Here is a 25,961-nt window from a genome sequence, read left to right as displayed (position 1 = left end):
TCATATGCCGGGATAATGGCAGCTTTGCAGTTATCCGGTACTAAGATTTTGGCAACACTGCCAAAGTATTCATACATATGCACATGGGTAGAGATTCAGGATTTCTGCTTTATTTCCCTAAATGCTTCAGCATATGCATACTGGCTGTAGGTCATAACACCGACAAAGACATAGGATTTCAGGATCCTGTCGGTATCCGTTTGTTGGATGCGGTAGGCTTGTTTGTAGAAGAAAATAATTTTTCCTCAAGCTCAAGCACAACATCGGTATCATTTATATCAAGCGGCCAGGAAATATTCAGCTCATTGGCTTACTTAAGGACACGATTGACCGTTTTCTTGGATTCGCCGATGCTTTGCTGGCTGAGTCCGAGATTTGATAATCTCAGGTCCTCTCGGTACTTGATCATGGTGATGCTCTTCTTTGAATGTATTTACGCATTGCGGTGAATGATGACATTCTAAAGAATATATGTTAATGGTTTCCACCTCCGGAATGAAGGTTCCCTAAAAAACGGATTTGCGGTTTCCTGTTGTCGGACAGCAGGGACTCGGGAGTCGGAATATACAAAAAGAATTGGCAATGGAGCTACAATGTCCTATAATTTCAGATTTTACAGACTATATAATAGATGAAAAATATTTTTTCGATTCTGCTTATCATCTGAATGATCAAGGTGTGAAGATTCGTACTGAGAAATTAATTGGTGATATTGAAAAATGGATTAGCTCTAACTGACAATATATCCCTCAGCATAAGCAGATTCAAATAGCAATTCCCAAGTCCTATATCCGAGTTCCCTTTGGATATAGGACTTGGCTTTTTCTATATCCACGCCATCTTCGATATAGACAAGAATTTTATTGTAATCAGATATTGTTTTATCTGATACAGAATTCCAGAGAAGCCCATCAATATAATAAATTTTCTCATACTCCAGAAAAGAGGGAAATTCACTCCAAATCTTCCAATGGTATTCATCTGCACTTATATAAATACAGAAATTATTCTCACTAGTATACTCTTTGATTGCTTGATTTCTATCAGAAAACCAATATCTTGATTGTTCGACATTACCGGTCATATGATGTATGGAAAAAAAGGCTCCAATACATAAAATCAATGCTGCAATAAAATAATTTATAGAAACTGTTCGTACATTAGACAGCGTTATCTTTGTTAGCATTACGACCCCAGCAGCAGTTAATCCAAATATAATTCCATACACAGGGGTAATATAACGATCTATCACATAAGGAGATATTTTTGTTACAGTTAAGAAGTAAAGTATTGCTGGTAATGATAAAATTAACGTATAAGCAATATTTTTTACCGTCAGTTTTTTAAGCAATAGCAAAAGAAGTGCCCAAAAAAGCATTATAACCAGAATCTGGCCAAGATGCCTGTTGGCTAACTGACGACTCATTATAGAAAACATTTCACGTATATCGCCGAAAGTCCCCTGAATGCTTACAAGCTTATGCGCGGCTTCTTCTCCCCGATATCCCGAAAAAATATGTTTAATCATTGTTGGATACATAATAACGCTGCAGATACCTGATATCAATATTGTTAAGATATATTGAAATAAAGCTGTCCACTTCTTCTGGATGAATAGAATAAGGCAAAAAAATGCGGCAAGCCAAAAAAGAAAAATAAGAAAATAATATTGAGAGAGCGTGCCAAGTATAGTAACGAGAGCTAAAAGTATAAGCTGCCCAAATTTAAATTTATCAGTAGTAAGTTTGAGTGCAAGGAACATACGTAAATGAAGATAATATTGTAACGTTACCAAAAGCATAAGAAGAACATACATTCTAATAAAAAGGACATTATTAATAACCCCATATGTCATACCGAATATAAAACATATGGTTAATGGTAAAAAGCTGCCACCTATAAATAATCGAAGCAGTAAAAAGAGAACGAATAATGAAAGAAGGGTCAATATTATATTAAGTGCTATGCCATACCACATGGAAAACTGTCCAGGAAAAAATGAACATATAGTATGCAAAAGGATATAATAAAAAGGCGGGTGCACATCTGTGGCCTGATTTCTTACTGGAATTTCGTAATGGAACCGGTACCCTTCCTTAACAGATAAAGCATCGTGGAAATATTCAGAAGGATACCAGGAATTATCCTGCAATGCAGTAAGCTCCTTATAGTTGACCTCCGAATTAGAGGACATGTACGAAAATACTTCATCTCCATCATAGCCAATTTTGGTATGGCCAAAATGTATATAGACAACACATAATATTAAAGTATAGCAAATTGTGAGCAGACAGAGGAAAAAGGTTTTATAAGATTTTCTGTTCATAGATTTTTCTCCAGTATATTTGTTTGAATAACAATTAATATTATAATCAATAAACTATATCGCGTCCAGTTTTTCGTCGCGCGTTTCTGATATTATAAGACGTTAATAATTGTAAGGTTTCTTATTTTGTTTTGGTATGTTAAAATAGATACAGTTTAGTATAAAAGTTAAGCGGGGTGAAAAGATGAAAATAGTAGTAGCTGGTACAGGATATGTAGGTTTGGTTGCGGGTGTTTGCTTTGCTGAAAAAGGGCATAATGTTACGTGTGTGGATACGGATAAAAGAAAAGTAGAGCTGATGGAGAAAGGAATATCTCCCATTTACGAAAAAGATCTGGAAGAATTAATGCGTAAAAATTATGCCGCGGGTCGGTTGCATTATACAACGGATTTCCAAAAAGCATATAAAGATCCTGATGCAATATTTATCGGCGTTGGTACACCGGAACAGCCAGACGGCTCCGCAAATCTTAGCTACATTGCTACAGTTTCCAGGCAAATAGCGGAGAATGTGGAGAGAGATTGTCTGGTAGTAGTAAAATCCACGGTTCCTGTAGGTACAAATGATAAGGTAGAACAATTTATCCATGACTTTTTAGTTCATAAAGAGGTAAAAATTGAAGTGGCATCCAATCCGGAGTTTTTGGCACAGGGCTCCGCTGTCCATGATACGCTGCATGCGGCGCGCATTGTTATAGGGACGGAGAGCAGACATGCGGAGGAAATGCTGCAGAAAATATATGAACCCTTTCAATTACCTGTAGTTTCTGTGAGCAGACGTTCTGCGGAGATGATTAAATATGCCTGCAATGATTTCTTAGCCCTGAAAATATCCTATATGAATGAGATTGCAAATCTCTGTGAATTGGTGGGAGCCAATATAGAAGATATTGCAAAAGGAATGAGTTATGACGAGCGAATCGGCGCTAATTTTCTTAAGGCCGGAATTGGTTATGGGGGAAGCTGCTTTCCTAAGGATACCAAAGCATTAAAATTCATCGCGAGACAGCATGGGTATTCCTTGAAAACGATTGAAGCGGCCGTGGATGTTAATGCGCAGCAGAAGACCAGATTGTTTTACAAGGCATGTGACAGAATGATAACCTTCCAGAACCTGAAGGTCGCGGTTTTAGGGTTGGCTTTTAAACCTGGAACTGATGATTTGCGGGAAGCGCCGTCGGTGGATAACATTCAACTTCTATTAGAGCAGGGAGCCAATATTTATGCATACGATCCGGTAGCTGAGGGGAATAGTAAGAAAAAATTTCCCGAGGGAACTAATGGGCTTGGACAAATAACTTATGTGTCTTCTCCTGAAGCTGCTCTGGAAGGCGCAAACATTTGCTTTATATTTACGGAATGGAAAGAAATAAAAGAATTGAAAGCGGCTGAATATAAGCAGCGGATGCAGACACCTCTGGTATACGATGGAAGGAATATTTACAGCCCGTCGGATATGCGGGAGTCCGGAGTAGAATATTATAGTATAGGAAGGTGAAAAAGTGAGAGCGGATTACAAAACATTTGATAATTCTAAAAAGGTTTTAATAACTGGTGCAGCAGGATTTATAGGTTTCCACCTTTCCAAACGATTGCTGAATGAGGGCTGCTGTGTTATTGGACTGGACAATCTTAATAATTATTACGATGTCCGGCTGAAAGAAAGCAGGCTGGAAATTTTGAAAAAAAATCCTGCTTTTCATTTTGTACTTGGCAGTATAGCAGATAAGGCGGTGGTATCAGGTGTGTTTTCCTCTTACCAGCCGGATATTGTAGTTAACCTTGCGGCTCAGGCCGGAGTACGTTATTCAATTGATAATCCTGACTCTTATATTGAGAGCAATATTATTGGCTTTTATAATATTCTAGAAGCGTGCAGGCATTCCTATGATGAAGGAAAGCATCCTGTGGAGCATTTACTGTTCGCTTCCTCTTCGTCAGTATATGGAAATCAAAAAAAGACTCCATTTTCAACGGAAGATCCGGTAGACCGTCCGGTCAGCTTATATGCGGCAACCAAAAAAAGTGACGAGCTTATGGCATACACTTACAGCCATTTATATAATGTTCCGGCTACTGGCTTGCGTTTTTTTACGGTTTATGGTCCTTTCGGACGACCTGACATGGCCTATTTTGGGTTCTCCGATAAGATTATGGCTGGAAAAGCAATTAAGATATTTAATCAGGGTGACATGTACAGGGACTTCACATATATAGATGATATTGTAGAAGGTGTGATGCGGATGCTCAATAATCCGCCGGTGCCTAATGAGGATGGGGATCGTTATAAAATCTATAATATTGGAAATAATAAACCGGAGAAATTAATGGAATTTATTCAGACATTGGAAAAAGCGCTTGGAAGAGAAGCGAAAAAGGAATTCTATCCAATGCAGCCCGGAGATGTATATCAGACATTTGCGGATGTTTCAGAACTGGTAAAGGACTTTGATTATAAACCTTCCACAAGTATCAAAGAGGGCTTGGGGAATTTTGCAGACTGGTATAGGAAATGGACGCATAGGTAATAAAGAAACGGGTATATTAGCTGCGGCTGCAGCATTAATATACCCGCTTTCTTAAGTGTATTATTTTTTCAGAAGAAGATACTCATTTTGATATACAATTTCCAGGTTGCCTAATTGCTGCTGATTTTCTTCATATATTTCAGGATCTACTATAATTAATGCATCGCCTTCAACTTCTGAAAAAGCATCGACGCCGCCTTCCTTACAGTATAAATCACCGCTCAATTCGGCGGCAAGCAAGCCTGCCTGTTCCCAATAATAACTGTCTTTATACTCATTATCTGTTTTCTCCACATAAATATCCATCTGATGCAGCTGAGGATTTTGTTCCATTGCAGCCTTTATATCGTTTTGAAAACCGGAAATCTCCAGATTATCCAGTTCGTTTAAAGTGCTGCGGCATTCAATGCCTACGATGAGTAAAGGAATAAGCATTATTGCACAGAACAGCCCTTTTTTATTTTTAAGATATTGATATAATTTCTGGATAAGAATACCGGCAAGCATGAGCAACGGAATATAAACGGGAAAAATGTACCAGTAATAATATACATGTGAAAAGTCATATACAAAAAGCGGAATAAAAATCCACAGTAAAAAAGCCAGTATGTTATTGCTGTAACTGATTTTCTTCTTAAATAACATAAATAAAAAAATACATGCCGCAATTACGGTAATAACGACAATAGGACGATATCCCAGCAGATAGCGTGTGAAAAAGGTATAAGAGGGGTTCGCATCTGCAGATCCTGCAATTCGTTGTGTGACATCAACTCCAAACATCTGCCCCAAAAAGTTCATTCCGTCATACTGATATCTTACAAAAGCCCATAAAAGAAGAGGGCCGAATGCACTGAGCAGAAAAAGGATATAATTCTTAATATGCAGCTTCTTCCACAATCCGGAAAAAATAAGAAAAAGTCCTCCAATTGCGAGAAGAACCAACGCATGCCAGCTTTTGGCAAGGAAGGCAAGTGAAAAAAGGAAGCCGCATAGATAGATATAATTCTTATGTTTCTGCACCTGTAGCATAAATAACAGTGCCAGCGTGAATAAAAGGATATATAGGGCATCAGCATCAGCATTTCTTCCGGCATGCCGGTAGAACAAATCGGAACAGCTGATGAAAAACAGCATGCTGGAGACAGCGGCAATCTTACCATAATGTCTGTGCATGTAATATCCTACCACAAGGAATGTTAAAAGCAGAGACAGGGCCGAATAAAAGCGCATAGAGAAAATGGAAACACCGAACAGCTTAAAGCCCAAAATGATTCCCCAGTAACTAAGTGGCGGTTTTAAATTAAAGTAATCATTTTCATAATTATAGGTATTTACAATATAATTATGATTCTTGTACATTTCATAACCGTTAACCCCATGCCGTGCTTCATCCCAGTGCTGAAGAGAAGCTACATCCAGACGGGAAAAGCATAGATAGGCAGTTATCAGGGCAAGACCAAGATAAATGAAATAAACAAAATATTTTTTTGTAAACTGCAGTAAACTTTTTCTTGACATTTATTTCCTCCAAAATGGATTCTTTTATTATACTTTTCTAATTATAGGTGATTGCAGTTAAAATGTCCATATTGGAGTACCCAGAAAAGCAGATTATGTGCTTACCCTTGCTTGACGCATAAAACCTCAGATGATATGATTATTTAGTTAAAATGTACTTTATCAATAGGATAGGATATTATGAAAATGGAAAATAAAAGGGCCGGCGGTATTTTGTATTTGGTGGTACCTTGTTATAACGAAGAAGAAGTGCTTCCGCACACTGCCGAGGTAATGCGGGATAAACTGAGACGAATGACTATACAGAATATTATATCTGTAAAAAGTAAAATTATTTTTGTGAATGACGGCAGCAGTGATAAAACCTGGAAAATTATTAGTGATTTATGCCGCTGTGACAGCATTTTTTCCGGCCTTTGTTTTTCAAGGAACTATGGTCATCAAAGTGCGATTTTAGCGGGAATGATGGCAGCCCGGGAGCATGCTGACATGGTAGTTACCATAGATGCCGACTTGCAGCAGGACATAGAAGCGCTGGATAAATTTGTCAAGTGCTATCAGGAAGGCTGTGAAATCGTGTATGGAGTAAGAAATGATCGTGATACGGATGGGCTGTTTAAAAAGCTCAGCGCAAACATGTTTTACAAATTTATGCACTTGCTGGGATGCAATGTGATGAGCAACCATGCGGATTATCGCCTTCTGTCAAAACGTGCATTGGATGCGCTGGCAGAATACCGGGAGGTAAATCTGTTTTTACGTGGATTGATCCCTACTATGGGATTCCAGTCAGATGTAGTGTATTTTGATGTAAAAAAAAGAGAGGCAGGCCAGTCCAAATATACATTGAGAAAAATGATGACACTTGCAACAAATGGGATTACATCCATGAGTACCAGGCCGATACAGATAATAACTGTTCTGGGGGTTCTGGTCAGCTTGTTCAGTTTTGCCATGATTATATATTGTATTGTTGACTGGTTCTCAGGAAGAAACGTACCCGGGTACACGACATCTTTGGTGGTATCACTGCTGATGGGAGGACTGACAATTTTCTCTCTGGGTATTGTTGGTGAATATGTTGGGAAAATATACCTGGAAACCAAAGCTCGTCCCCGCTATATAATTGAATCCATTATATGGAAAGAAGCGGAAACTGATGAACAGGAAGAAAAAGAAGAGGTTGACACGGAGTGAGTAAAATAGATATTCACGCGGATGATTATGCCCTGTCCCCCAATACATCGGAGGATATACTACAATGCCTGAGGGCTGGTAAATTAAATAGTATCAGTGTTCTGACGAATATGAGCTGTTACGATGCATATGCAGAAAAATATCAGAAGGAAAAGGCAGAATGGCCCTGCCAGCCGCTTTTGGCGGTACATCTTAATTTTATGGAAGGGCATTGTGTGGCTGATCCGGAAGAAGTAAAGCATTTGGTGGACGGACAGGGATATTTTAATATTACCTGGTGGGATTTATTTCATTGGAATTATTCCCCTAAAAAGTTCATGACAATCAAAAAGGAGTTAAAAGCAGAGATTAAAGCGCAGACGGAGCGGTTCAGGGAGAAGTTTGGTGAGGATTTGCCTCTCAGGTTTGACGGCCACCAGCATACACAGATGATTCCACTATGCTATTGGGCATTGTTGGAGGTTATAGTAGAACAACACTACAGGACAGCGTATATCAGGATTACCAAAGAACCAATAATGCCTTATCTAAGGCAGGTTTCCTTATGGAAAAGCTACAGACCAATAAACTGGATTAAAAATCTTTTGCTGAATTTTTATGCACTGGGAATGGAAAGAACAATCAAGAAGAACAGGCCTTCCTGGCAGTCAGAAAATTCACCGATGTTTCTTTGGGGAGTTCTGATGAGTGGACATATGGACAGGGACAGGATAGGGATTTTACTGCCATATATGAAGAAAAAAGCGGAGGACAAGGGACGCTGCCTTGAAATATTGTTTCATCCTGGAAGCCTGCTGGAAGAGGAAGCAGGGGAAGAATTTGTAAGTGAAGGTGCAAAACAATTTTATCTTTCAGATGGCAGGCGGATTGAAAAGAATGCGGTTATGTCAATGAGGACTGAGGAGAAGTAATGAAATCGAAAAAAAACCAGCAGAAACTGTTTATCATGACAGTTATTATATCAGCTGTTTTAATCTTTATTTTTAATATGCTTACACCAATGATGTCGGACGATCTGTTTTATGCAAAGGAAGCCCAGTCAGCGGGAAGTTTTGCAGGACTGGTTCAGCAGGAATACCATCAGTATATGACATGGTCGGGCCGTTCAGTAAGCCATCTTATTCTCAGATGTTTTCTTCTTGGCGATAAAATAATATTTAATTTCTTTAATTCATTTGTTTTCGTAGGCCTTACGCTATTAATTTATTTAAATATTGAGCGCAGAAAAAAGAATGATGTTTCAGTTTATCTTCTGATCAATCTGTTGATATGGATGTTTGGGGTGGTTTTCAGACAGACTGTGTTGTGGGAAACAGGGGCATGCAATTATTTGTGGGGCTCGACAATTATCCTTGCTTTTTTGACATTATACAGGTTTTGTCTTAAACGTGTGGATTTTATAAAACACAAAATAATATGGGTGGTATTGCTATTTGTTTCCGGTATTGCAGCAGGTTGGTGTAATGAGAATACCTCCGGTGGCGGAATTCTTATGTCATTCCTGCTTACCGGATTCTATTTTTACAATAATAAAGGAAGCAAAAAGAAAAAATGGTGGATGACTGCCGGAATTGCAGGGCAGGCAATCGGATTTTTGTTTATGATTCTGGCACCGGGAAATGCGGTCCGTGCCCTGGCTCAGGAAGAAGAGCATACCGGACTTTTTGCACTGGTATCCCGGTTCCAGAAAGTAACTTTAGCAGTCAGGAATAATTTTTTGGTATTGCTTATTATTGGCATGCTGCTGGTTATCATTGTTAAATACCAGAAACAAAATATAAAAGTATTGTGGAGTGATTGCCGGGATGGTTTCCTATGGGGAATTACTTTTTTGGCTACCTGTTATGCTTTGATACTGACGCCTGAACCCATGCCGAGAGCATATTTCGGTGCAGGGATTTTTTTGATAATAGCTGTAGTTCAGTTTTATGTACACGTAGATGAAGGGGAGGCTGTTTTCCACTGTCTGAAGGCAGGGATAATTTCGGTGATGTGCCTGATAATGTTTTTTACTTACATGGAAAGCGGGGCGAATCTTGCCAGAATTTACAGGGAATATCATGAACGGGATGTGTATCTTACCGAACAGGCGGCAAATGGTGTGCAGGAGGTTACGGTACCTATGCTCAGGCCTGATTTTGAGACAAAATACAGTGATGGTTATAATTCGGATATCAAAGAAAGTCCGGAGTATTGGCTGAATAATGCATATGCCACATATTATGGATTTGACAGTGTCTCCGGTGTCCCCAGGGAAGACTGGACGGAATATTAATTGCGGGATTGCATAAAATATGGTAATATAGGACAAGCGTGGAAGCAATGCTTGTCCTAATTCATGTATAAGAAAACGGGAGCGGCCAATGTTAAAAGAACTGGAATATCCATTTGACAGTGAATTCATTTTAAAGAAATCCAAAAGCCTGAAAAGACAGCTGTTATCCGACGGAAGCCGCCGTATTAAGAAAAATATTGCGGTTTTGGGAGGCAGTACCACCCATGACGTCATTCGCATATTGGAATTGTTTCTTCTTAATCAGGGGATAGAGCCTTCTTTTTATGAATCGGAATACGGGCAATACTGGGAAGATGCTGTATTTGGAAATGAAGCCCTTAATGCCTTTCGGCCGGATATAGTTTATGTCCATACAAGTAACAGAAATATTTCCACATGGCCTTCCGTAACGGATACACCGGAAATGATAGAAGAGCTGCTGGAGCACCAATATGAACACTTCCGCAGTATGTGGGAAAAAATCAGGGAAAACTGGAGTTGTCCTATTATTCAGAATAATATGGAGTACCCGTTTTACAGGTTGTTGGGAAATCAGGATTGTGTAAATTCTGGAGGCAGGACCTTTTTTGTCAACCGTTTGAATGAAAAATTTGCCGCATATGCCAGAGAAAACAGTAATTTTTACATTAACGACATTAATTATCAGTCAGCGGTTTACGGCCTGGATGAATGGGCGGATACTTTTTACTGGCACATGTATAAGTATGCGCTGTGCCTGAAGGCGGTACCCTGGCTTACACACAATATTGCTAATATTATCAAGTCTATTTATGGTAAAAATAAGAAATCACTGGTGCTTGATCTTGATAATACTTTATGGGGAGGTATTGTGGGAGATGACGGGGTGGAAAATCTGGAAATCGGACCGGAAACCTCGATGGGACAGGTATATGCGGAATTTCAGGGATATGTTAAATCTCTGAAAGATATAGGCGTTATGCTGAATGTAAATTCTAAAAATGAGGAAGAAAATGCGCTTGCTGGCCTGAACCATCCTGACGGATTGGTTAACCCGGATGATTTTATTATCATTAAAGCGAATTGGGAGCCTAAGAGTGAAAATATGCTGGCGATTGCTCACGAGCTTAACATATTGCCGGATAGTCTTGTGTTTGCGGATGATAATCCGGCAGAGCGGGAAATTGTCCGGGAAAATGCACAGGGTGCCGCGGTTCCCGAAATTGGAACTCCGGAACAGTATATCAGGGTTCTTGACCATAATGGATATTTTGAAGTCACACAGCTTTCGGAGGATGACCGGAAGCGGAATGAAATGTATAAGGCTAACGCATTGCGGACAAAGCAGCAGGCGTCCTTCACCGATTATGGTGAATATCTGACTTCTTTGGGAATGCGTGCGGTTATAAGGCCCTTTGAAGCCCTTTATATGGCCCGAATTGCCCAGTTAACGAATAAGAGCAATCAGTTTAACCTGACGACCAGACGGTATTCACAGGCGGAAATTGAGCTGCTTGCCCAAAAGAAGGAGTATGTTACCCTGTATGGCAAGCTGGAAGATAAATTCGGCGATAATGGCGTGGTCTCAGTTATCATCGGCCATGAGGAAGAAGGGCCGGTAAAAGCGCTTCATATTGATCTTTGGCTGATGAGCTGCAGGGTTCTGAAACGTGATATGGAGTTCGCCATGATGGACTGTTTGGTTGGAGAATGCAAAAAAAGAGGTATAACTACTGTCTATGGTTATTATTATCCTACATCTAAGAATGGGATGGTAAAAGAGTTTTATGGCCTTCAGGGATTCGAACAGATAAGTAGTACAGAAGGAAACACGGTCTGGAGGTTTGAAATAGCAAAGGACTACGAGAATAAAAATAAATATATAAAAATTATGGAAAATGAATAGGCCGTTATACGGTGGGATGGAGGAAAAAATGACAAGAGAAGCAGTTTTTGAAACTTTAAATGAAGTATTCAGGGATGTTTTCGATGATGAAAACATTAGTGTTACAGAAAACACTACATCAAATGATATTGAAGACTGGGATTCCCTGGAGCATATTAATCTTTTAGCAGCAGTGGAGCAGGAATTTGGTGTAAAATTTAATATGGGACAGGTAGTGTCTATGAAAAATGTGGGAGAGATGGCAGATATTATAATAAGCCAGTTAAATGACTGAGCGGAACAGAAGAGAAATAATCCGGAAAGGAACTAAATTTTGGGTATAACATCCTTTTACTTTCTTGTATTTTATGGGATAGTTTTAATTTTGTATTATGTTCTCCCCAAAAGGTGGCAGTGGGGAGTTCTCCTTATAGCCAGCATTTTTTATTATCTTTGTTCCGGAAACGCGATCCTGATACTTTATCCGCTTCTGGCTGTGGCGGTAAGCTTTGCCGGAATTTATTGGATGACGAAAGCACAGGAAGAAGAGGCCCTGCTGAAGGAACGAGGGAAGGATGCGGCGAAGCGGCGTAAAGCGGCGCTTCTTTTTGTGATCTTTGCAAATGTGGCGGCGTTATTTTTTCTGAAATATATTAATTTTGGTATTCATACGATTAATGCCGCTGCTTCTTTCTTTGGCGCCGGGAAAGATATTCTTTCCGGTTTTAACTGGCTCGTACCTTTAGGCATATCCTATTATGCGCTTTCGTTAATAGGATATGTTGTAGATGTTTATTTTGGAATTGCTGTGCCGCAGAAAAATCCAGCCAAGCTGGCTTTGTACGGGATGTTTTTTCCTGTGATGGTGTCAGGCCCTATTTTACGTTACAGAGAGGATGGGGAACAGTTCTTTGAACCGCATCCGTTTGATTATAAACAAGTAACGCAAGGTATGCAGCGGATGCTTTGGGGTTTTTTTAAGGAACTGGTGATATCTGAGAGGATGGCGCTGATTGTTAATACGATTTATGGTAATTACGAGGCATATCCCGGGGTATATATCTGGTTAGGAACAGTAGCTTTTGCATTTCAGCTATATACGAATTTTTCCGGTGGTATGGATATTGTATTAGGATTGGCCCAGACCTTCGGACTGAAGCTGCCGGAAAATTTCAGAAGACCGTTTTTTTCTAAAAATATATCCGAGTATTGGCGCAGATGGCATATTTCGTTGGGTGTGTGGATGAAAGAGTATGTTTTTTATCCCTTGCTGCGTTCTTCTTTTTTTACCAAACTAAGTAAGGATATGAGAAAGAAGTTTGGAAAAAAGAGAGGAAAGCAGATAACAACATTTGCCGGTATGTTTCTTTTGTGGTTTTCAGTAGGTATTTGGCATGGCGGGGACTGGAAATATATTATTGGTTCCGGTCTGCTGCACTGGTTTTATATTGTCAGCGGCGAACTGCTTGAGCCTTGGTATTTAAAATGTATGGAAAAACTGCACATCAATCCTAAAGCTCGTGCAGTGGATATTTTACGGATTGTCAGAACTTTTTTCCTTGTAAATATTGGGTTTGTATTTTTCAGGGCGTCCAGCGTGGGAGACGCATGGAGAATGTTGAAATCAGCTGCGACTGTGTTTAATCCGGGGATTTTAATCGGAGGGCAGATTTTTGAATTGGGATTGGACTGGATAGAGTTTACGATTGCGGTCGTATCCCTGCTGATTCTGTTTGGTGTATCGTTAATGCAGCGTAAGGGCGATGTGAGGGAACGGATTAGGGAAAAAGCGATGCCTGTCCGATGGCTCATCTGGTATGCATTGCTATTCTATGTGATTTTGCTGGGATATTATGGGCCGGGCTTTAGCACGGCGGAATTTATTTACCAGGGGTTCTAGAATTGGTTAGGCACAGTAACCTGTGAGGAGATGGATATGGATAAAATTGCAGTTTTAATTCCATGCTATAACGAGGAGAAAACAATAGAAAAGGTGGTAAAGGATGCGCATGAGGCGCTTCCGGAAGCCGTGATTTATGTATATGACAATAATTCCAGTGACAGGACAGTGGAACTGGCTAGTAAGGCAGGCGCTGTTATCCGTTATGAACGAAAACAGGGAAAGGGCAATGTAATCCGGAGGATGTTTCGTGAAATTGATGCGCGCTGTTATATCATGATTGACGGGGATGATACCTATCCATTGGAATATGCAAGGGAAATGGCGGATAAAGTATTGCTGGAAGGTTCGGATATGGTAGTTGGAGACAGATTGTCCTCTACTTATTATCAGGAGAACAAGCGCCCATTTCATAACATGGGAAATGGCCTGGTAAAAGCGAGCATTAATATGCTTTTTCATTCGGATATAAGGGACATTATGACGGGCTACCGTGCTTTCAGCTATCAGTTCGTTAAGACCTTTCCTGTATTATCCAAGGGATTTGAGATAGAGACGGAAATGACAATTCATGCGGTCTATAATAATATGCAGGTGGATAACGTGGTGGTGAATTATCGGGATCGGCCTGCGGGGAGTGAATCCAAACTGAATACGTATACAGATGGCATAAAGGTCTTGAATACTATATTGAAAATGTTCAGACAATATAAGCCGTTAGCATTTTTCTGTATTGTAGCTGTGGTTCTGACGGTTCTTTCCGTTGGTTTTTTTGTCCCAGTATTTATTGATTTTTTAAAAACCGGAATGGTGGATAAATTTCCCACGCTTATTGTCTGCGGCTTTGTGGAGCTTGCGGCGCTGCAGTCAGTTTTTGCAGGTTTGATTCTTCACAATATCGGTATAAAAGGAAGAAGAGATTTTGAACTTCAGCTGAATGATATTGAAGACAGATATCAGGTTAAAATAAAGGAGATGTGAAAATCTGGTTACCTTAAGATTTTATGAATACCATTGCGGGCGAATTTAAAAAAGCATATACTTATATAGGAGAAAAGACAGATATATTGTCTGTGGAATTACAGACAGGAGGATGAACAATGGATATACGGATAAAAAGAAAGAAGACCTTGCTGGCTTTGCTGTTGGTAGTGTCAGTCATGTTCTCTGCTTGTGGAAAACAAGAAACGGCAAGTACAGATACGGATGACATTGATGAGTTAAAGGCACAGATTGAATCATTGGCAGCGGAGAACGAAGAATTGAAGCAGCAGCTGGAGAAGTTTACTGCGGAAGAAAGTCAGCCCGCAGAAACGGAAATGGTGCAGGCTACGGAAACCGTGCCGCAGGAAGAAACGGTTCAGGAGGAGGTTCCTCAGGAAGACAGACTGAATATTGTGGTGTTTGGTGACAGTATCTGGGATATGGACAGAGGGGATACGGGTATTGCTGCCCAGGTTGCTAATTATATGAATGCAGATGTGTATAATTGTGCAGTAGGCGGCAGCAGAGCAACATTGAAGGATGGGGAGTCACCGGATAATTTTGAAAAGTGGGATTCTTCATCACTTATGGGAATGTGCAATATACTTGCCGGAAAGGTTGATCCTGAATTTTTGGAAGGTTATCCTGCCGGAGGTGTTATTCGGAACGTAAATCCTCAGACCGTTGATTATTATATTATTGCTTATGGGTTGAATGATTATTTTTCCGGTGCTCCGATAGCAGTCGAGGGAAGTGACAGTTGGGATGCACACGGCTATGCCGGTGCTTTGCGGAATGCGATTTTATTGTTAAGTCAGATCAGTCCGCAGGCTAAGGTACTATTGATTTCACCTACCTATTGTCAGTTTTATAAAGATGGGGCTATGTACACCGACAGTAATATGAAGGATTACGGACAGGGAACGCTGACACAGTATGCGAATGCAGCAAGGAATGTTGCGGAAACAAATAACACATTATATATTGATGCATACAGTACGATGGGGATAACTCCATATACGGCAGATCAGTATTTGGAGGATGGTGTTCATCTTACGATAGAAGGACGCTCCCTATATGCAAAAGCAGTTGCAAGCTGTCTAAAATATGGAAAACCTGGTGAGGTTTCCGGAAACTCTGTTTATTATTAATTATCTTAAAATAAAAGCTTACAGCAAGGACCCTTTTGGGCGTGGCTGTAAGCTTTTATTATGCAATCAATGAGAGGCCAGATAGGCGCTTAGTTCAGGAACTTCTTCCATTAAAAGATTTGTAAAATAAATGGCACCTTCCGGATTTAAGTGGTCCGCATCTCCAAAATACTGGAGATTGGTTTCAAAACGTTTATCATGAGAATAATCATAATAGGATACTCCTTGTGTTACTGCTATTTCATTAATAGTAGTATAAAAGTCATATAAAAACTGGTCGGAGACATATTGATTGTAATAAACAGTAAAAGGGGTGGTGATTAAAACCGGTGTAACCTTTTTTGATTTGCATAGCAGAATCATATTAATTAATTCCTGTTTTTTATCATCCTGAAAATAATCGGTTTTATTTTCAAAATGCCTCTGATATCTGGCATAACCCTTGGCTTCAAATTCCTGTATTTTTTCGGCGCCATATATTTCTTCAGGGGAAACCGGGGCAGGGTCTGGGGTAGGTATGTTTTCGGAGGAAAGCCCCATTTCGTTGTCAGATATCGTGTTGCCGGACATCCCTTCTTCCATGTTTGCTTCTGCGGCATAAACAATATTCTGCCTGTTTTCCGACAAGGATGGGAAGGTAATCGGCGGTTTAAACAGCTCAAAGATTTTATCACCGGCAGAAAGTATAGGAAAGCGAATTGCCACAAGATCCTTGTACAGACTGTAATCCGGATTATACTGCGGAGATAATATCCGGTAGTAACGTACGCTGATTGCTTCAATATCCTCCGGAGTTACCGCCTCTGAGTTAAAAGAGAAGTAGGAAACCGGTATAAATACAATGCCTCCTTCAGCTAAGTCATTTTGATGCATGTTAAGAAGGGCATAGTCATATTTATAGGGTTGGCTGGCAAGTGCAAAATTAAAGCATTTAAAGTTACGTTCCTTAGTCAGGGAATCCCAGTTAAAGGCGGCATCACCATGAGAACTTCCCATGTTTGCAATCTGTATGCCCTCCGGAACAAAATTAAATTTATTGACTTCAGCTATTGGATCGCTGGTTTTCTGTTCATACATAATATCAAGATAAAACAGGCAGCAAAGTGTAAGGCAAACAGCAAGGACACTTTTAACAATAAAAGATTTCATAAGTTATTTATCTTAGAATTGCATATAAATGAATTCTGTGGATACTCCTTTCTCAGAAAAAAGCAGGATAACCAGTAACAGGAATAAATAAACAGGCCATCTGATAAAGAAGCGCTGTCTGGAAATAAATGTGATAACATCAGTTTTTAAGGATGCCAAATCATACAAAAACAGAAGAACAAGCGGAAGGCAGTTATATGACAAATGACTGAAGGTCAGTCCCATCTGCAACGCACAATCCTGGATATATGTGGGAAATTGTGTGATACCGTCAAACATATTGGAAATCACATAAAATGCATCCTGGATGGTAACAGCACGGAAAAATATCCATGCAAAGCAAACAAGCAGGAAGGTACATGGAACAGTGATAAGGCATAGCAGAAAGTGATAATGCTTATTCCTTTGGAAGGGGCTTTTTTTAGAATTCCATGGGAAAAAACCTTCAATAATCTGGAATACTCCATGAAGTCCGCCCCATAATACATAGTTCCAGCTTGCGCCATGCCATAATCCGCTTACCAGAAAGGTAATCAGTATGTTTAAAGAATGTCTTACTTTTCCAACTCTGTTGCCGCCTAAAGGTATATAAATATAATCCCGCAGCCAGGAGGACAGGGAAATATGCCATCTTCCCCAGAAATCTTTAATAGAAGAGGCAAAGTATGGAGCCTTGAAGTTCTGTGTCAGGTTAATTCCAAGTATTTTGGCAGAACCAAGCGCAATATCGGTATAGCCTGAAAAGTCACAGTAAAGCTGTATGGCAAAGAAAAATGTGGCAAGAATAAGCGAAAGGCCTTTATAGGAAGGTAAATCATTATATACCTGATTTACATATACGGAAAGGCTGTCTGCAAGAACCAGTTTCTTGAAATAGCCCCAGGCCATTTGTTTCAGGCCATATGAAGCCTGTCCATATTGAAAAGTATGTCTGGAGTGCAGCTGGGGAAGAAGTTTTTTTCCTCTTTCTATAGGTCCCTGCATAACCTTGGGAAAGAAAGAAATATAAACGGCATAAATGCCTAAATGTTTTTCTGCATGAATATCACCGCGGTATACATCTACCAGATAACTAATGACCTGAAAAATATAAAAAGATATCCCAATAGGAAGCGCCAGCTTCAACGTAAACGGCTGTATGGGAATCGATATTTTCTGAAACAGCAAAGCAATATTCTCTGTAAAAAAATTAAAATATTTGAAAAAGAATAAAATTGCTATACAAATTATTACCGAGACCGTAAGCAGCGTCCTGGAATAAAGTGTACCGTTATGTCTTCCTTCCATTAACAAAGCAGCAGCATAGGAAACAAGTGTGGTAAGAAGTATCACTGCAACATACTGAGGCCCCCAGCTTATATAAAAATAATAACTGGAAAGAAGAAGAATAATCCAGCGGAATTTCTGCGGCATTATCCAGTATAGAATAAAAACAATGGGGAGAAAAAGGGCATAGCTGAAAGAGTTAAATAGCATAAAAATTACCTTTCCTGTTATTATCTCAGAGGATAAAGAATTATGATGTATAAAGTAATGTATTATATTATACTACGTGCTTGGAAAAATATACAAGTAACATACCTTTAATATTTCTTTAAGATTGCGCTCCATGTATCGCAGAATATCGAGAAATACTATCTTTTATGCCAAAATTCGATATTAATGTTTTCTATACTATATGTAGTATGATATAATTACATATGTAAATATTATTATAGGAATAACGGTATATATATGAAATATGATAAAATTATACTCGGGGCCGGAATATATGGTTTATATGCGGCCTTATTTTGCGGTAACAGGGGTGAAAAAATCCTGGTAATTGAATGTGATACAAAAGCCTTTGGGAGGGCTACTTATATTAATCAGGCCAGAGTTCATATGGGATACCATTATCCGCGCTCCCTTTCAACAGCTATGAAATCAGCAGGGTATTTTGAACGATTTAACAAAGATTTTTCTTTTTGTATCAATCGGGAATTTAATCAGGTGTATGCTACATCTGCGCGGCTGTCCTGGAGTGATGCTGTGCAATTTAAAAAATTCTGTGAGGCGGCCAGGATACCCTGTGAGGAAATAGAACCCGGAAAATATTTTAATAAAGGGATGTGCGATGGTGCGTTTTTAACAAAAGAATATACGTATGATGCTATGATTTTGAAAGATTATTTTCTGGATAAGATCTCAGCGCTAAAAAATGTTGAAATTAAATATGCCTGTCATACGCAGTCTATAGCGAAACGGGATGATGTTTATGAGGTACATACAAATCAGGGGATTTTCACAGCCCCTTTTTTGCTGAATGCAACGTATGCGTCTTCCAATCAGATATTAAAGCTGGCGGGAGAAGAGAAGTTTGGAATAAAATATGAGTTGTGTGAAATAATTTTATGCCGGACGAACCATAAATTGGAGGGAGAAGGAATAACAGTTATGGATGGTCCCTTCTTTTCAATTATGCCATTTGGCAAAACAGGAATGCACTCACTTACATCTGTTACCTTTACCCCTCATAATACGAGCTACAGCGAAACACCGGTTTTTGAATGCCAGAGCAGGAGCCATAACTGTTGTACCAGGGAATATCTGGGAAATTGTAATGAATGTCCTGCAAAACCTGCTTCGGCTTATCCATATATGTCGGGGCTGGCAAGAAAATATATGAAGAGCGAGTATGAATTTCAATATGAGAATTCGTTGTATTCGATGAAGCCAATCCTGAAAAGTTCTGAGATTGATGATTCCAGACCTACGGTAATCAGGGTACACAGTAAGAATCCTTCCTTTATAAGTGTCCTTTCAGGAAAAATCAATACGGTATATGATTTGGAGGATGTATTAACAAATGAATGAGAAGCAAAAATGTTTTCTTTCCGCGGTAGCATATGTTCATAATAATGAAAACTGTGCAGGTGTTTTCCTGAAAAAGATTTATGAGGTATTAAAAAATAATTTTGAGCATTTTGAAATAATCTGTGTTGACGATGCATCAAGTGACAGAAGCCATGAAGCTATTAAGGAGGTTGCTGCGGGTTTGACGGATACGACGGTTAACTTATTGCATATGAGTTATTACCAGGGTATTGAGTTATCCATGAATGCGGGGACAGATCTTGCAATTGGCGATTATGTATTAGAATTTGATACGGTAGAAATGGATTATCCATCTTCGTTAATTATGGATATTTATATGGAATCCTTGAAAGGGTATGATATTGTAAGTGCATCCCCTGCAAGAAGACAGAAATTTACTTCTTCATTTTTCTATAAAATATTCAATATGGGGGCAGCCGGCAATTATAAGATGAGGACAGAAAGCTTTCGTATTTTATCCAGAAGAGTTATAAACCGGGTTTCCAGTATGAATAAAACGATACCATACAGAAAAGCAGTATATGCAGCCAGTGGCCTGCCTATAAAAAATATGCAGTATGAATGTACAGGAGAACGGCTGAAGGGAAGAGATAAGCTGGAGGACAGATACAGAAAGAATCTGGCTGCAGACTCACTGATTTTGTTTACGGATTTGGGTTATCTTTTTTCAATCAGAATGACGCTTATTATGATGGTAATTGCATTACTGATGGGGGTATATGCGATGGTGTTTTACATATGTGGTAATCCGATTGAGGGCTGGACAACAACAATACTGTTTATGGCGTTTGCTTTTTTCGGGCTGTTTGGAATTTTGACTATAATTGTAAAATATCTGTCTGTGATAGTTAATCTTGTATTCAAAAGACAGCAGTATATGGTTGACAGAATAGAGAAGATTACGAAATGAGAGGATATTAAAAGATGAATGTTTTGGTTGGACATACAGGTTTTGTCGGAAATAATCTTTATCGATACGGCAGTTTTGAATTGGGTGTAAACTCGGGCAGTGTCCGGGAGGCTTACGGAACAAAACCGGATCTCTGTGTCTATGCCGGACTGCGGGCGGAAAAATACCTGGCGAATCAGCAGCCGGAAAAAGACTGGCAGATGATTGAACAGGCGAAGGAAAATATCAGAATGATCAAGCCGCAAAAACTGGTTTTGATATCAACAATAGATGTATTTAAAAGTCCGCTGGCGGTCTATGAAGATTCTGCCATAGATATGGATGGTTTGCAGCCATATGGATATAACCGAAGAGTATTGGAAAATTGGGTGAGGGAAAATTATCCGGAAGCTTTGATTGTCAGGCTTCCTGGTTTGTTTGGTGAGGGTATAAAGAAAAATTTTATTTATGATATTATTAATGTCATCCCGTTTATGTTGTCAGAAACAAAAATGGGAGAATTAAGCAGCCAGGAGGCAGCGATTGAGGAGTACTACGAGATACAGGATAATGGGTTCTGGAAATGCAGAAATTTGAATGAAGGAGAGAAAAATGCTCTGAGGAATATTTTAAGCCGTGTAAATTTCAGTGCGCTTCGATTTACGGACAGCAGAAGTGAATTTCAGCTTTATCCACTGAAAAGGTTATGGTCTGATATTAAGATTGCTTTGGAAAATAAAATCGAATTGCTGCATACGGCGACAGAACCTATTTCTGCAGGAGAAATTTATAAGTTTCTTTACGGAAGGGAATTTATGAATGAAACTGCCGGTGTGCCGGCTAAATATGACTATAGGACCAGGTATAGCGGGCTTTATAAACGGGACGGTGGATATATTATGGGTAAGGAAGAAGTGCTTTTAGAAATCCAAAATTTTGTTAAGAGTACAAAAATCTGTTGATATGGAAAAATTAAATAGTCTTATAAAAAAAAAGCGGATGCGGGAAAGCCTTTATGTATGTGTGCTCCTGTCTATGGTACTATTGCTGACATGGACTTATTTCAGCAATCCGTTCGATAAAAAGAATTATAATTTTAATAACTTTGAGGCTGTTTCGGAGGCCTTGGCTATTGGCCCTTTTGTGGCGGAAAGATCGGGTATATCGCCGCTGGACGAGGGCTATGGCCTGGGGTATTATCATGAAAATACGGGAGATACCACATCCTATTGGACGGATACGCTGAGCTTATACCGCGGTGAAACAGCATATTTAAGTAATGAAGATTTTCTGGATGGATATGGGCTGAGAGGAGATCTCCTTGCATTTTCTGCAAATTTATATACAGATACCTACTATATTCCGGGAAATTATTTTCTGTTTTCGGATGGAAGCAAGGCTGTTATCACCAAAGTAGAAAGAAAAGATAATATATGCTATACAACAGTAAATGCCGGAATGAAACTTGACAGAGAGAAAAACGGAAGCCTTTCAGAAATAAAGCTGTTTGATGCTTCGGGAAAGGAACTGCCAAAGGGGATATTCTCTGAGTATCCTTCTCAGATAGGACTTCAGGGAAGGGCTTTCCGTATTTTGGCACGTGTTTTTCCTTATGAAAGCGCGGTGACCTGGTTCCATTTATTAACGGCTGCCGCGATGGCCTTGGTCGCTGTTGTCATATTATTTCTTTTGAACAGGAAATTTGGTATAGGAATGGCGGTGGTTTGGGGCGCGGTTTTTCTGCTGTCTCCATGGATAGTACAGTTTGCAAGGAATCTTTATTGGGTGGAATTTACCTGGTTTTTGCCAATGTCATTTGGATTGTTATGTTCAGTCTATGCGGATAACAAAAAAATTGTGGGTATCAGCTGTATTGGGGTTTTTTTATCCGTATTTTTGAAAAGTGCATGTGGTTATGAATATATAACTACAGTTATGATGGGAACAATCCTTTTTTTGATGGCAGATGCCGGAACTGCTTTGCTAACAGATAAAAAAGAATTTCCTGAAATTTTCAAGCGGATTCTTTTGGTTGGTATTGCGGCGTTGCTGGGATTTTTGGCTGCTGTTTGTATTCATGCCTATATCAGGGCTGATGGTGATATCTGGAGAGGACTCTGTTCTATTTATGAGAAAAACGTGCTTGAGAGAACCTGGGGGGGAAATCCGGAGGATTTTCCTGAATCGGAGAGAGCTTCTTTAGAAGCCTCTGCCTTGACAGTTTTAAAGCTGTATTTTCATTTTGACACCTCCTTGATTATGGGTATAAGTGGAAAACTTTTTGGCGGATTGTGTATTTTATCGGTGCTGGCATTATTTTGTGGAATTTGGAAGGATAAAATACGGGGGAAAAAAGACAAAAGTACACTTTATATGTTCTTTTTGTTGTTTTCAGCTTTTTTGACCAGTGTCTCTTGGTTTGTTTTAGGAAAAGCACATTCTTATATCCATACACATATGAATTTTGTGATGTGGTATTTTGGTTTTATACAGCTTCTGATTTATATACCATTGCGTATGCTTTGGATAAAACTGAAGGGATATATTCTGAGAAAAAAGAGGAAGAGGTAATTTTATGAAACTGTCAATTTCAAATATAGCCTGGAGTCCGCAAGTGGATGATGAGATGTATCGTTTCCTGCAGGAATCTGGATACTCGGGGATTGAAATTGCTCCTACCAGATTATTTCCAGATGCTCCTTATGCTCATTGTGGTGAGGCGCAGGCCTTTGCTGTTTGGCTGAAAGAGACATATGGTTTGGCTGTTTCTTCTATGCAGTCAATATGGTATGGAAGAAAAGAAAAGTTGTTCGGTACTGTTGAAGACAGGTTGGTTCTTACAGAATATACGAAGAAGGCAATCGATTTTGCGTCACAGATCGGATGTGGCAATCTGGTGTTCGGCTGTCCTAAAAACCGGTGGGCGGAAAAAGAAGAATTAAAGGAAAGTGCAGAGCCTTTTTTTAAGGAGCTGGGAGATTATGCATTAGAAAAAGGGACTGTGCTGGCTATGGAGGCGAACCCTCCGATTTACAATACTAACTATATAAATACCACCACAGAGGCATTGGCGCTGGTAAAAAAAATAGGCAGCAAAGGTTTTCTTGTAAATCTGGATTTGGGTACTATGATTGAAAATAAGGAAGCTTTGAACGTGATAGCTGAGGATATCAATTTAATCAATCATGTCCATATCAGTGAACCTAATCTGAAAAAAATTTCTGAACATCCTATACATAAAGAAATCGCCGGATTGTTGAGAAATATGGAATATACAGGTTATATATCTATTGAAATGGGGCGCCAGGAAAATGTTCAGGTTACGAAAAAAGTAATAGAATATGTGAGGGAAATTTTCGGATGATTGCATATGAGAGACGGGATGGTGTTCCGCGATTTGAGGCATATGAGCTTGATGTAAAAAAAAGCAGGTATTGTGTTCTGATTCCTGTAATTAATGAGGGGGAGCGTATCCTTCAAGAGTTAAAAAGGGCAAGGCACTATAATGTAATGTCATGTGCGGATGTGGTTCTGTGTGACGGCGGTTCGACGGATGGTTCTATGGAACAGAAAAAGCTGCTGAAGCTGGGTGTAAATACTCTTTTAATTAAGCGTGATGAAGGGCGTCAGGGAGCCCAGCTGAGAATGGGAATCTGGTGGGCGCTTCAGCGAGGTTATGACGGGGTAATAACGATTGATGGAAATAATAAGGACAGTATAGAAGATATTCCCCGGTTTATTGAAAAACTGAATGATGGGTATGATTTTATCCAGGGGTCACGATTCCTGAAGGGCGGGCATGCAATTAATACGCCTTTAATCAGGCTGATATCAGTCAGATTGATTCATGCGCCTCTTATATCATTAACGGCGAGGCAGCGTTTTACGGATACTACAAATGCTTACAGGGCATATTCCAGAAGATATCTGGAAAATCCTGAGGTTTGTCCATTGAGGGATATTTTTATATCATATGAGCTGCTTGCATATCTGTCTGTACGGGCCACTCAGCTTGGGATGAAAGCATGTGAGATTCCTGTAACACGGCGATATCCAAAAGAAGGAAAAACACCTACCAAGATAAGCTTTTTTAAAGGGAATTACGAACTGATGAAAATTTTAGTTACCAATTTATTTGGAGGATATAATCCTTAATTAATTGTTCAGTCTGTTGAGGGGGACAGATGAAAGCTAAAGGTGATGAGTTAAAAAAAGGGAGAGTAAATGAATATGATCTCCTTAGAGTTACAGCAACAATTTTGGTAGTAATCGGGCATAGTTGTTATCTGGTTATGGGAGGCGTACACTATGAAGTTCCCGCAGACAGTTCTTGGGTGTATGATTCGAATTTATTTCGGATAATCAGATTTTTAAGCGGATGGGTGTATGGATTCCATATGCCGCTTTTCTTTCTTCTATCAGGTGCGGTTTATCGTCTAAAGGAAGAAGACGGATTAAAAAGGCTGGCATGTAATAAACTGAAAAGACTGATAATACCGTATTATTTATGCGGCCTGTTATTTATGCTTCCGGTAAAATTGATGACAGGATATTATAATGCGGATAATTATAATGAAGCAGTTGTAAAATTTCTGGTTGGTAAAGGCGATGGGCATCTTTGGTTTTTACCAGCCTTATTTTGGTGTTTTATTATTTTTTGGTGCCTTCACCGATTGGTCGGGAAAAGAAATATCTATCCGGTCCTTGTGCTTGCTGCGCTTATTCAGTATTTCCATGGCCAGCTGCCATTTGATTTTTTCCTTTTTAAGAGAGGAATGGGGTATTTGTTTTGGTTTGTATTAGGCTATTGGTTTGATGGGGTGAGAAAGAAGTTGTCAGAATATTCATATTATGAGTATGGAGTGTGTAAGTTTTTATTTTTGCTTGAAATAATGATATTAGATATTAAGATAGATTTTCTGAATGATTTTTTCGTCATAATTATTTGTAGCTATGCAGTTTATTTGCTATGCATAATTTTGGTTAAAAAATATGAAGAATTGTGTGAACGGTGGGGGTTTCGTTTGTTATTGAGGCATAGTATGCATATATATTTATTTCATGATCCGCTGGAATATGCGGTACTGTTAGCTGCATTCTCCTATGGCTGGCTGAGTTCAAGGCTGGGGTGTTTGGCTTACATGGGAATGAGGATTATCGGAGTTATAATTTTGTCTGTGGTTATGGGATATATCGTTGATAAACTAATAAGTAAGTTGCTTAAAATTTCTTGACATTTCTGTAAATCAGATTATAATACACACAAGTGAGGGGAAAACTAAATAAAAAATTTTTTCATA

General features: G+C 39.3%; 21 protein-coding genes and 1 pseudogene. 17 read left to right on the top strand and 5 right to left on the bottom strand.

Annotated features, from left to right (window positions below):
- Positions 1–730: 730 nt before the first annotated feature.
- Positions 731–2,326: a hypothetical protein gene (locus FYJ45_RS20865; protein WP_154467076.1), complete on the bottom strand. Its 1,596-nt coding sequence runs from the start codon at positions 2,324–2,326 to the stop codon at positions 731–733.
- 184 nt (positions 2,327–2,510) lie between these two features.
- Between FYJ45_RS20865 and FYJ45_RS20860 the strand changes: the two genes are divergently transcribed.
- Both FYJ45_RS20860 and FYJ45_RS20855 read left to right on the top strand, forming a co-directional pair.
- On the top strand, positions 2,511–3,824 hold the full coding sequence (locus FYJ45_RS20860) for a UDP-glucose dehydrogenase family protein (RefSeq protein ID WP_021636893.1): 1,314 nt from the start codon (positions 2,511–2,513) through the stop codon (positions 3,822–3,824).
- A gap of 4 nt (positions 3,825–3,828) precedes the next feature.
- Positions 3,829–4,854, top strand: coding sequence for an NAD-dependent epimerase/dehydratase family protein (locus tag FYJ45_RS20855; RefSeq protein ID WP_276913508.1), 1,026 nt, complete (start codon positions 3,829–3,831; stop codon positions 4,852–4,854).
- Positions 4,855–4,914: 60 nt separating this feature from the next.
- Here FYJ45_RS20855 and FYJ45_RS30940 read toward each other — a convergent pair whose 3' ends face one another.
- Both FYJ45_RS30940 and FYJ45_RS33245 read right to left on the bottom strand, forming a co-directional pair.
- Positions 4,915–5,646 carry a hypothetical protein gene (locus tag FYJ45_RS30940; RefSeq protein WP_235930928.1) on the bottom strand — a complete coding sequence of 244 codons (732 nt, stop codon included), beginning with the start codon at positions 5,644–5,646 and terminating at the stop codon, positions 4,915–4,917.
- Positions 5,647–5,694: 48 nt separating this feature from the next.
- Positions 5,695–6,216 (bottom strand): annotated as a pseudogene (locus tag FYJ45_RS33245) (ArnT family glycosyltransferase); the annotation flags it as partial.
- A 339-nt stretch (positions 6,217–6,555) separates the two neighbouring features.
- Here FYJ45_RS33245 and FYJ45_RS20845 point away from each other — a divergent pair.
- The 8 genes from FYJ45_RS20845 (at position 6,556) to FYJ45_RS20810 (ending at position 15,746) form a co-directional block, all read left to right on the top strand.
- On the top strand, positions 6,556–7,572 hold the full coding sequence (locus FYJ45_RS20845; RefSeq protein WP_330588788.1) for a glycosyltransferase family 2 protein: 1,017 nt from the start codon (positions 6,556–6,558) through the stop codon (positions 7,570–7,572).
- A complete protein-coding gene (locus FYJ45_RS20840; RefSeq protein WP_276913510.1) occupies positions 7,569–8,483 on the top strand; it encodes a ChbG/HpnK family deacetylase in 915 nt (304 codons plus the stop codon). Before FYJ45_RS20845 ends, FYJ45_RS20840 begins: the two co-directional genes overlap by 4 nt.
- Positions 8,483–9,847, top strand: a complete 1,365-nt coding sequence (locus FYJ45_RS20835) for a DUF3329 domain-containing protein (protein ID WP_117545253.1) — start codon at positions 8,483–8,485, stop codon at positions 9,845–9,847. The genes FYJ45_RS20840 and FYJ45_RS20835 overlap by 1 nt, the downstream gene beginning before the upstream one ends.
- Positions 9,848–9,935: 88 nt before the next feature.
- Positions 9,936–11,732 (top strand): HAD-IIIC family phosphatase, encoded by a 1,797-nt coding sequence (locus FYJ45_RS20830; protein WP_117545254.1) that lies wholly within the window; start codon positions 9,936–9,938, stop codon positions 11,730–11,732.
- A gap of 28 nt (positions 11,733–11,760) precedes the next feature.
- Positions 11,761–12,006, top strand: a complete 246-nt coding sequence (locus FYJ45_RS20825; protein ID WP_117545255.1) for an acyl carrier protein — start codon at positions 11,761–11,763, stop codon at positions 12,004–12,006.
- Between the two features lie 231 nt (positions 12,007–12,237).
- Positions 12,238–13,611 (top strand): MBOAT family O-acyltransferase, encoded by a 1,374-nt coding sequence (locus tag FYJ45_RS20820; RefSeq protein ID WP_235930927.1) that lies wholly within the window; start codon positions 12,238–12,240, stop codon positions 13,609–13,611.
- 36 nt (positions 13,612–13,647) lie between these two features.
- Positions 13,648–14,592, top strand: a complete 945-nt coding sequence (locus FYJ45_RS20815; RefSeq protein WP_117545257.1) for a glycosyltransferase family 2 protein — start codon at positions 13,648–13,650, stop codon at positions 14,590–14,592.
- Between the two features lie 119 nt (positions 14,593–14,711).
- Entirely contained in the window at positions 14,712–15,746 is a 1,035-nt protein-coding gene (locus FYJ45_RS20810; RefSeq protein ID WP_117545258.1) for a GDSL-type esterase/lipase family protein, read from the top strand.
- A gap of 66 nt (positions 15,747–15,812) precedes the next feature.
- Here FYJ45_RS20810 and FYJ45_RS20805 read toward each other — a convergent pair whose 3' ends face one another.
- Positions 15,813–16,895 carry a D-alanyl-lipoteichoic acid biosynthesis protein DltD gene (locus FYJ45_RS20805; RefSeq protein ID WP_117545259.1) on the bottom strand — a complete coding sequence of 361 codons (1,083 nt, stop codon included), beginning with the start codon at positions 16,893–16,895 and terminating at the stop codon, positions 15,813–15,815.
- A 12-nt stretch (positions 16,896–16,907) separates the two neighbouring features.
- A complete protein-coding gene (locus tag FYJ45_RS20800) occupies positions 16,908–18,062 on the bottom strand; it encodes an MBOAT family O-acyltransferase (protein WP_235930926.1) in 1,155 nt (384 codons plus the stop codon).
- Positions 18,063–18,629: 567 nt separating this feature from the next.
- On the opposite strand from FYJ45_RS20800, the gene FYJ45_RS20795 reads away from it, so the two are divergent.
- From FYJ45_RS20795 to FYJ45_RS20765, 7 genes are all read left to right on the top strand, one after another.
- Positions 18,630–19,751 carry an FAD-dependent oxidoreductase gene (locus FYJ45_RS20795; RefSeq protein ID WP_117545261.1) on the top strand — a complete coding sequence of 374 codons (1,122 nt, stop codon included), beginning with the start codon at positions 18,630–18,632 and terminating at the stop codon, positions 19,749–19,751.
- Positions 19,744–20,682 carry a glycosyltransferase gene (locus FYJ45_RS20790; RefSeq protein WP_117545262.1) on the top strand — a complete coding sequence of 313 codons (939 nt, stop codon included), beginning with the start codon at positions 19,744–19,746 and terminating at the stop codon, positions 20,680–20,682. Before FYJ45_RS20795 ends, FYJ45_RS20790 begins: the two co-directional genes overlap by 8 nt.
- Before the next feature lie 200 nt (positions 20,683–20,882).
- Complete coding sequence (locus FYJ45_RS20785; RefSeq protein ID WP_276919346.1) at positions 20,883–21,623, top strand: NAD-dependent epimerase/dehydratase family protein; 741 nt, start codon at positions 20,883–20,885, stop codon at positions 21,621–21,623.
- A 496-nt stretch (positions 21,624–22,119) separates the two neighbouring features.
- Positions 22,120–23,232, top strand: a complete 1,113-nt coding sequence (locus FYJ45_RS20780; RefSeq protein WP_154467072.1) for a hypothetical protein — start codon at positions 22,120–22,122, stop codon at positions 23,230–23,232.
- 4 nt (positions 23,233–23,236) lie between these two features.
- Complete coding sequence (locus tag FYJ45_RS20775) at positions 23,237–24,025, top strand: sugar phosphate isomerase/epimerase family protein (protein ID WP_117545265.1); 789 nt, start codon at positions 23,237–23,239, stop codon at positions 24,023–24,025.
- On the top strand, positions 24,022–24,816 hold the full coding sequence (locus FYJ45_RS20770) for a glycosyltransferase family 2 protein (protein WP_044914626.1): 795 nt from the start codon (positions 24,022–24,024) through the stop codon (positions 24,814–24,816). The genes FYJ45_RS20775 and FYJ45_RS20770 overlap by 4 nt, the downstream gene beginning before the upstream one ends.
- Before the next feature lie 29 nt (positions 24,817–24,845).
- Entirely contained in the window at positions 24,846–25,895 is a 1,050-nt protein-coding gene (locus FYJ45_RS20765) for an acyltransferase family protein (protein WP_117545266.1), read from the top strand.
- Positions 25,896–25,961: the final 66 nt, after the last annotated feature.

Source organism: Eisenbergiella porci (assembly GCF_009696275.1).
Taxonomy (GTDB): Bacteria; Bacillota; Clostridia; order Lachnospirales; family Lachnospiraceae; genus Eisenbergiella; species Eisenbergiella porci.
Note: the sequence above shows the minus strand (reverse complement) of the source record. Positions and strands in the feature narration are given on the sequence as shown.

Bases quoted from the DNA above. Each gene is read 5' to 3' on its own strand.
- FYJ45_RS20795 (WP_117545261.1), top strand. From the start codon at position 18,630: ATGAAATATGATAAAATTATACTCGGGGCCGGAATATATGGTTTATAT.
- FYJ45_RS20810 (WP_117545258.1), top strand. From the start codon at position 14,712: ATGGATATACGGATAAAAAGAAAGAAGACCTTGCTGGCTTTGCTGTTG.
- FYJ45_RS20815 (WP_117545257.1), top strand. From the start codon at position 13,648: ATGGATAAAATTGCAGTTTTAATTCCATGCTATAACGAGGAGAAAACA.
- FYJ45_RS20780 (WP_154467072.1), top strand. From the start codon at position 22,120: ATGAAACTTGACAGAGAGAAAAACGGAAGCCTTTCAGAAATAAAGCTG.
- FYJ45_RS20770 (WP_044914626.1), top strand. From the start codon at position 24,022: ATGATTGCATATGAGAGACGGGATGGTGTTCCGCGATTTGAGGCATAT.
- FYJ45_RS20785 (WP_276919346.1), top strand. From the start codon at position 20,883: ATGATTGAACAGGCGAAGGAAAATATCAGAATGATCAAGCCGCAAAAA.
- FYJ45_RS20790 (WP_117545262.1), top strand. From the start codon at position 19,744: ATGAATGAGAAGCAAAAATGTTTTCTTTCCGCGGTAGCATATGTTCAT.
- FYJ45_RS20825 (WP_117545255.1), top strand. From the start codon at position 11,761: ATGACAAGAGAAGCAGTTTTTGAAACTTTAAATGAAGTATTCAGGGAT.
- FYJ45_RS20775 (WP_117545265.1), top strand. From the start codon at position 23,237: ATGAAACTGTCAATTTCAAATATAGCCTGGAGTCCGCAAGTGGATGAT.
- FYJ45_RS20845 (WP_330588788.1), top strand. From the start codon at position 6,556: ATGAAAATGGAAAATAAAAGGGCCGGCGGTATTTTGTATTTGGTGGTA.
- FYJ45_RS20820 (WP_235930927.1), top strand. From the start codon at position 12,238: ATGACGAAAGCACAGGAAGAAGAGGCCCTGCTGAAGGAACGAGGGAAG.
- FYJ45_RS20835 (WP_117545253.1), top strand. From the start codon at position 8,483: ATGAAATCGAAAAAAAACCAGCAGAAACTGTTTATCATGACAGTTATT.
- FYJ45_RS20805 (WP_117545259.1), bottom strand. From the start codon at position 16,895: ATGAAATCTTTTATTGTTAAAAGTGTCCTTGCTGTTTGCCTTACACTT.
- FYJ45_RS20860 (WP_021636893.1), top strand. From the start codon at position 2,511: ATGAAAATAGTAGTAGCTGGTACAGGATATGTAGGTTTGGTTGCGGGT.
- FYJ45_RS20830 (WP_117545254.1), top strand. From the start codon at position 9,936: ATGTTAAAAGAACTGGAATATCCATTTGACAGTGAATTCATTTTAAAG.
- FYJ45_RS20765 (WP_117545266.1), top strand. From the start codon at position 24,846: ATGAAAGCTAAAGGTGATGAGTTAAAAAAAGGGAGAGTAAATGAATAT.
- FYJ45_RS20865 (WP_154467076.1), bottom strand. From the start codon at position 2,326: ATGAACAGAAAATCTTATAAAACCTTTTTCCTCTGTCTGCTCACAATT.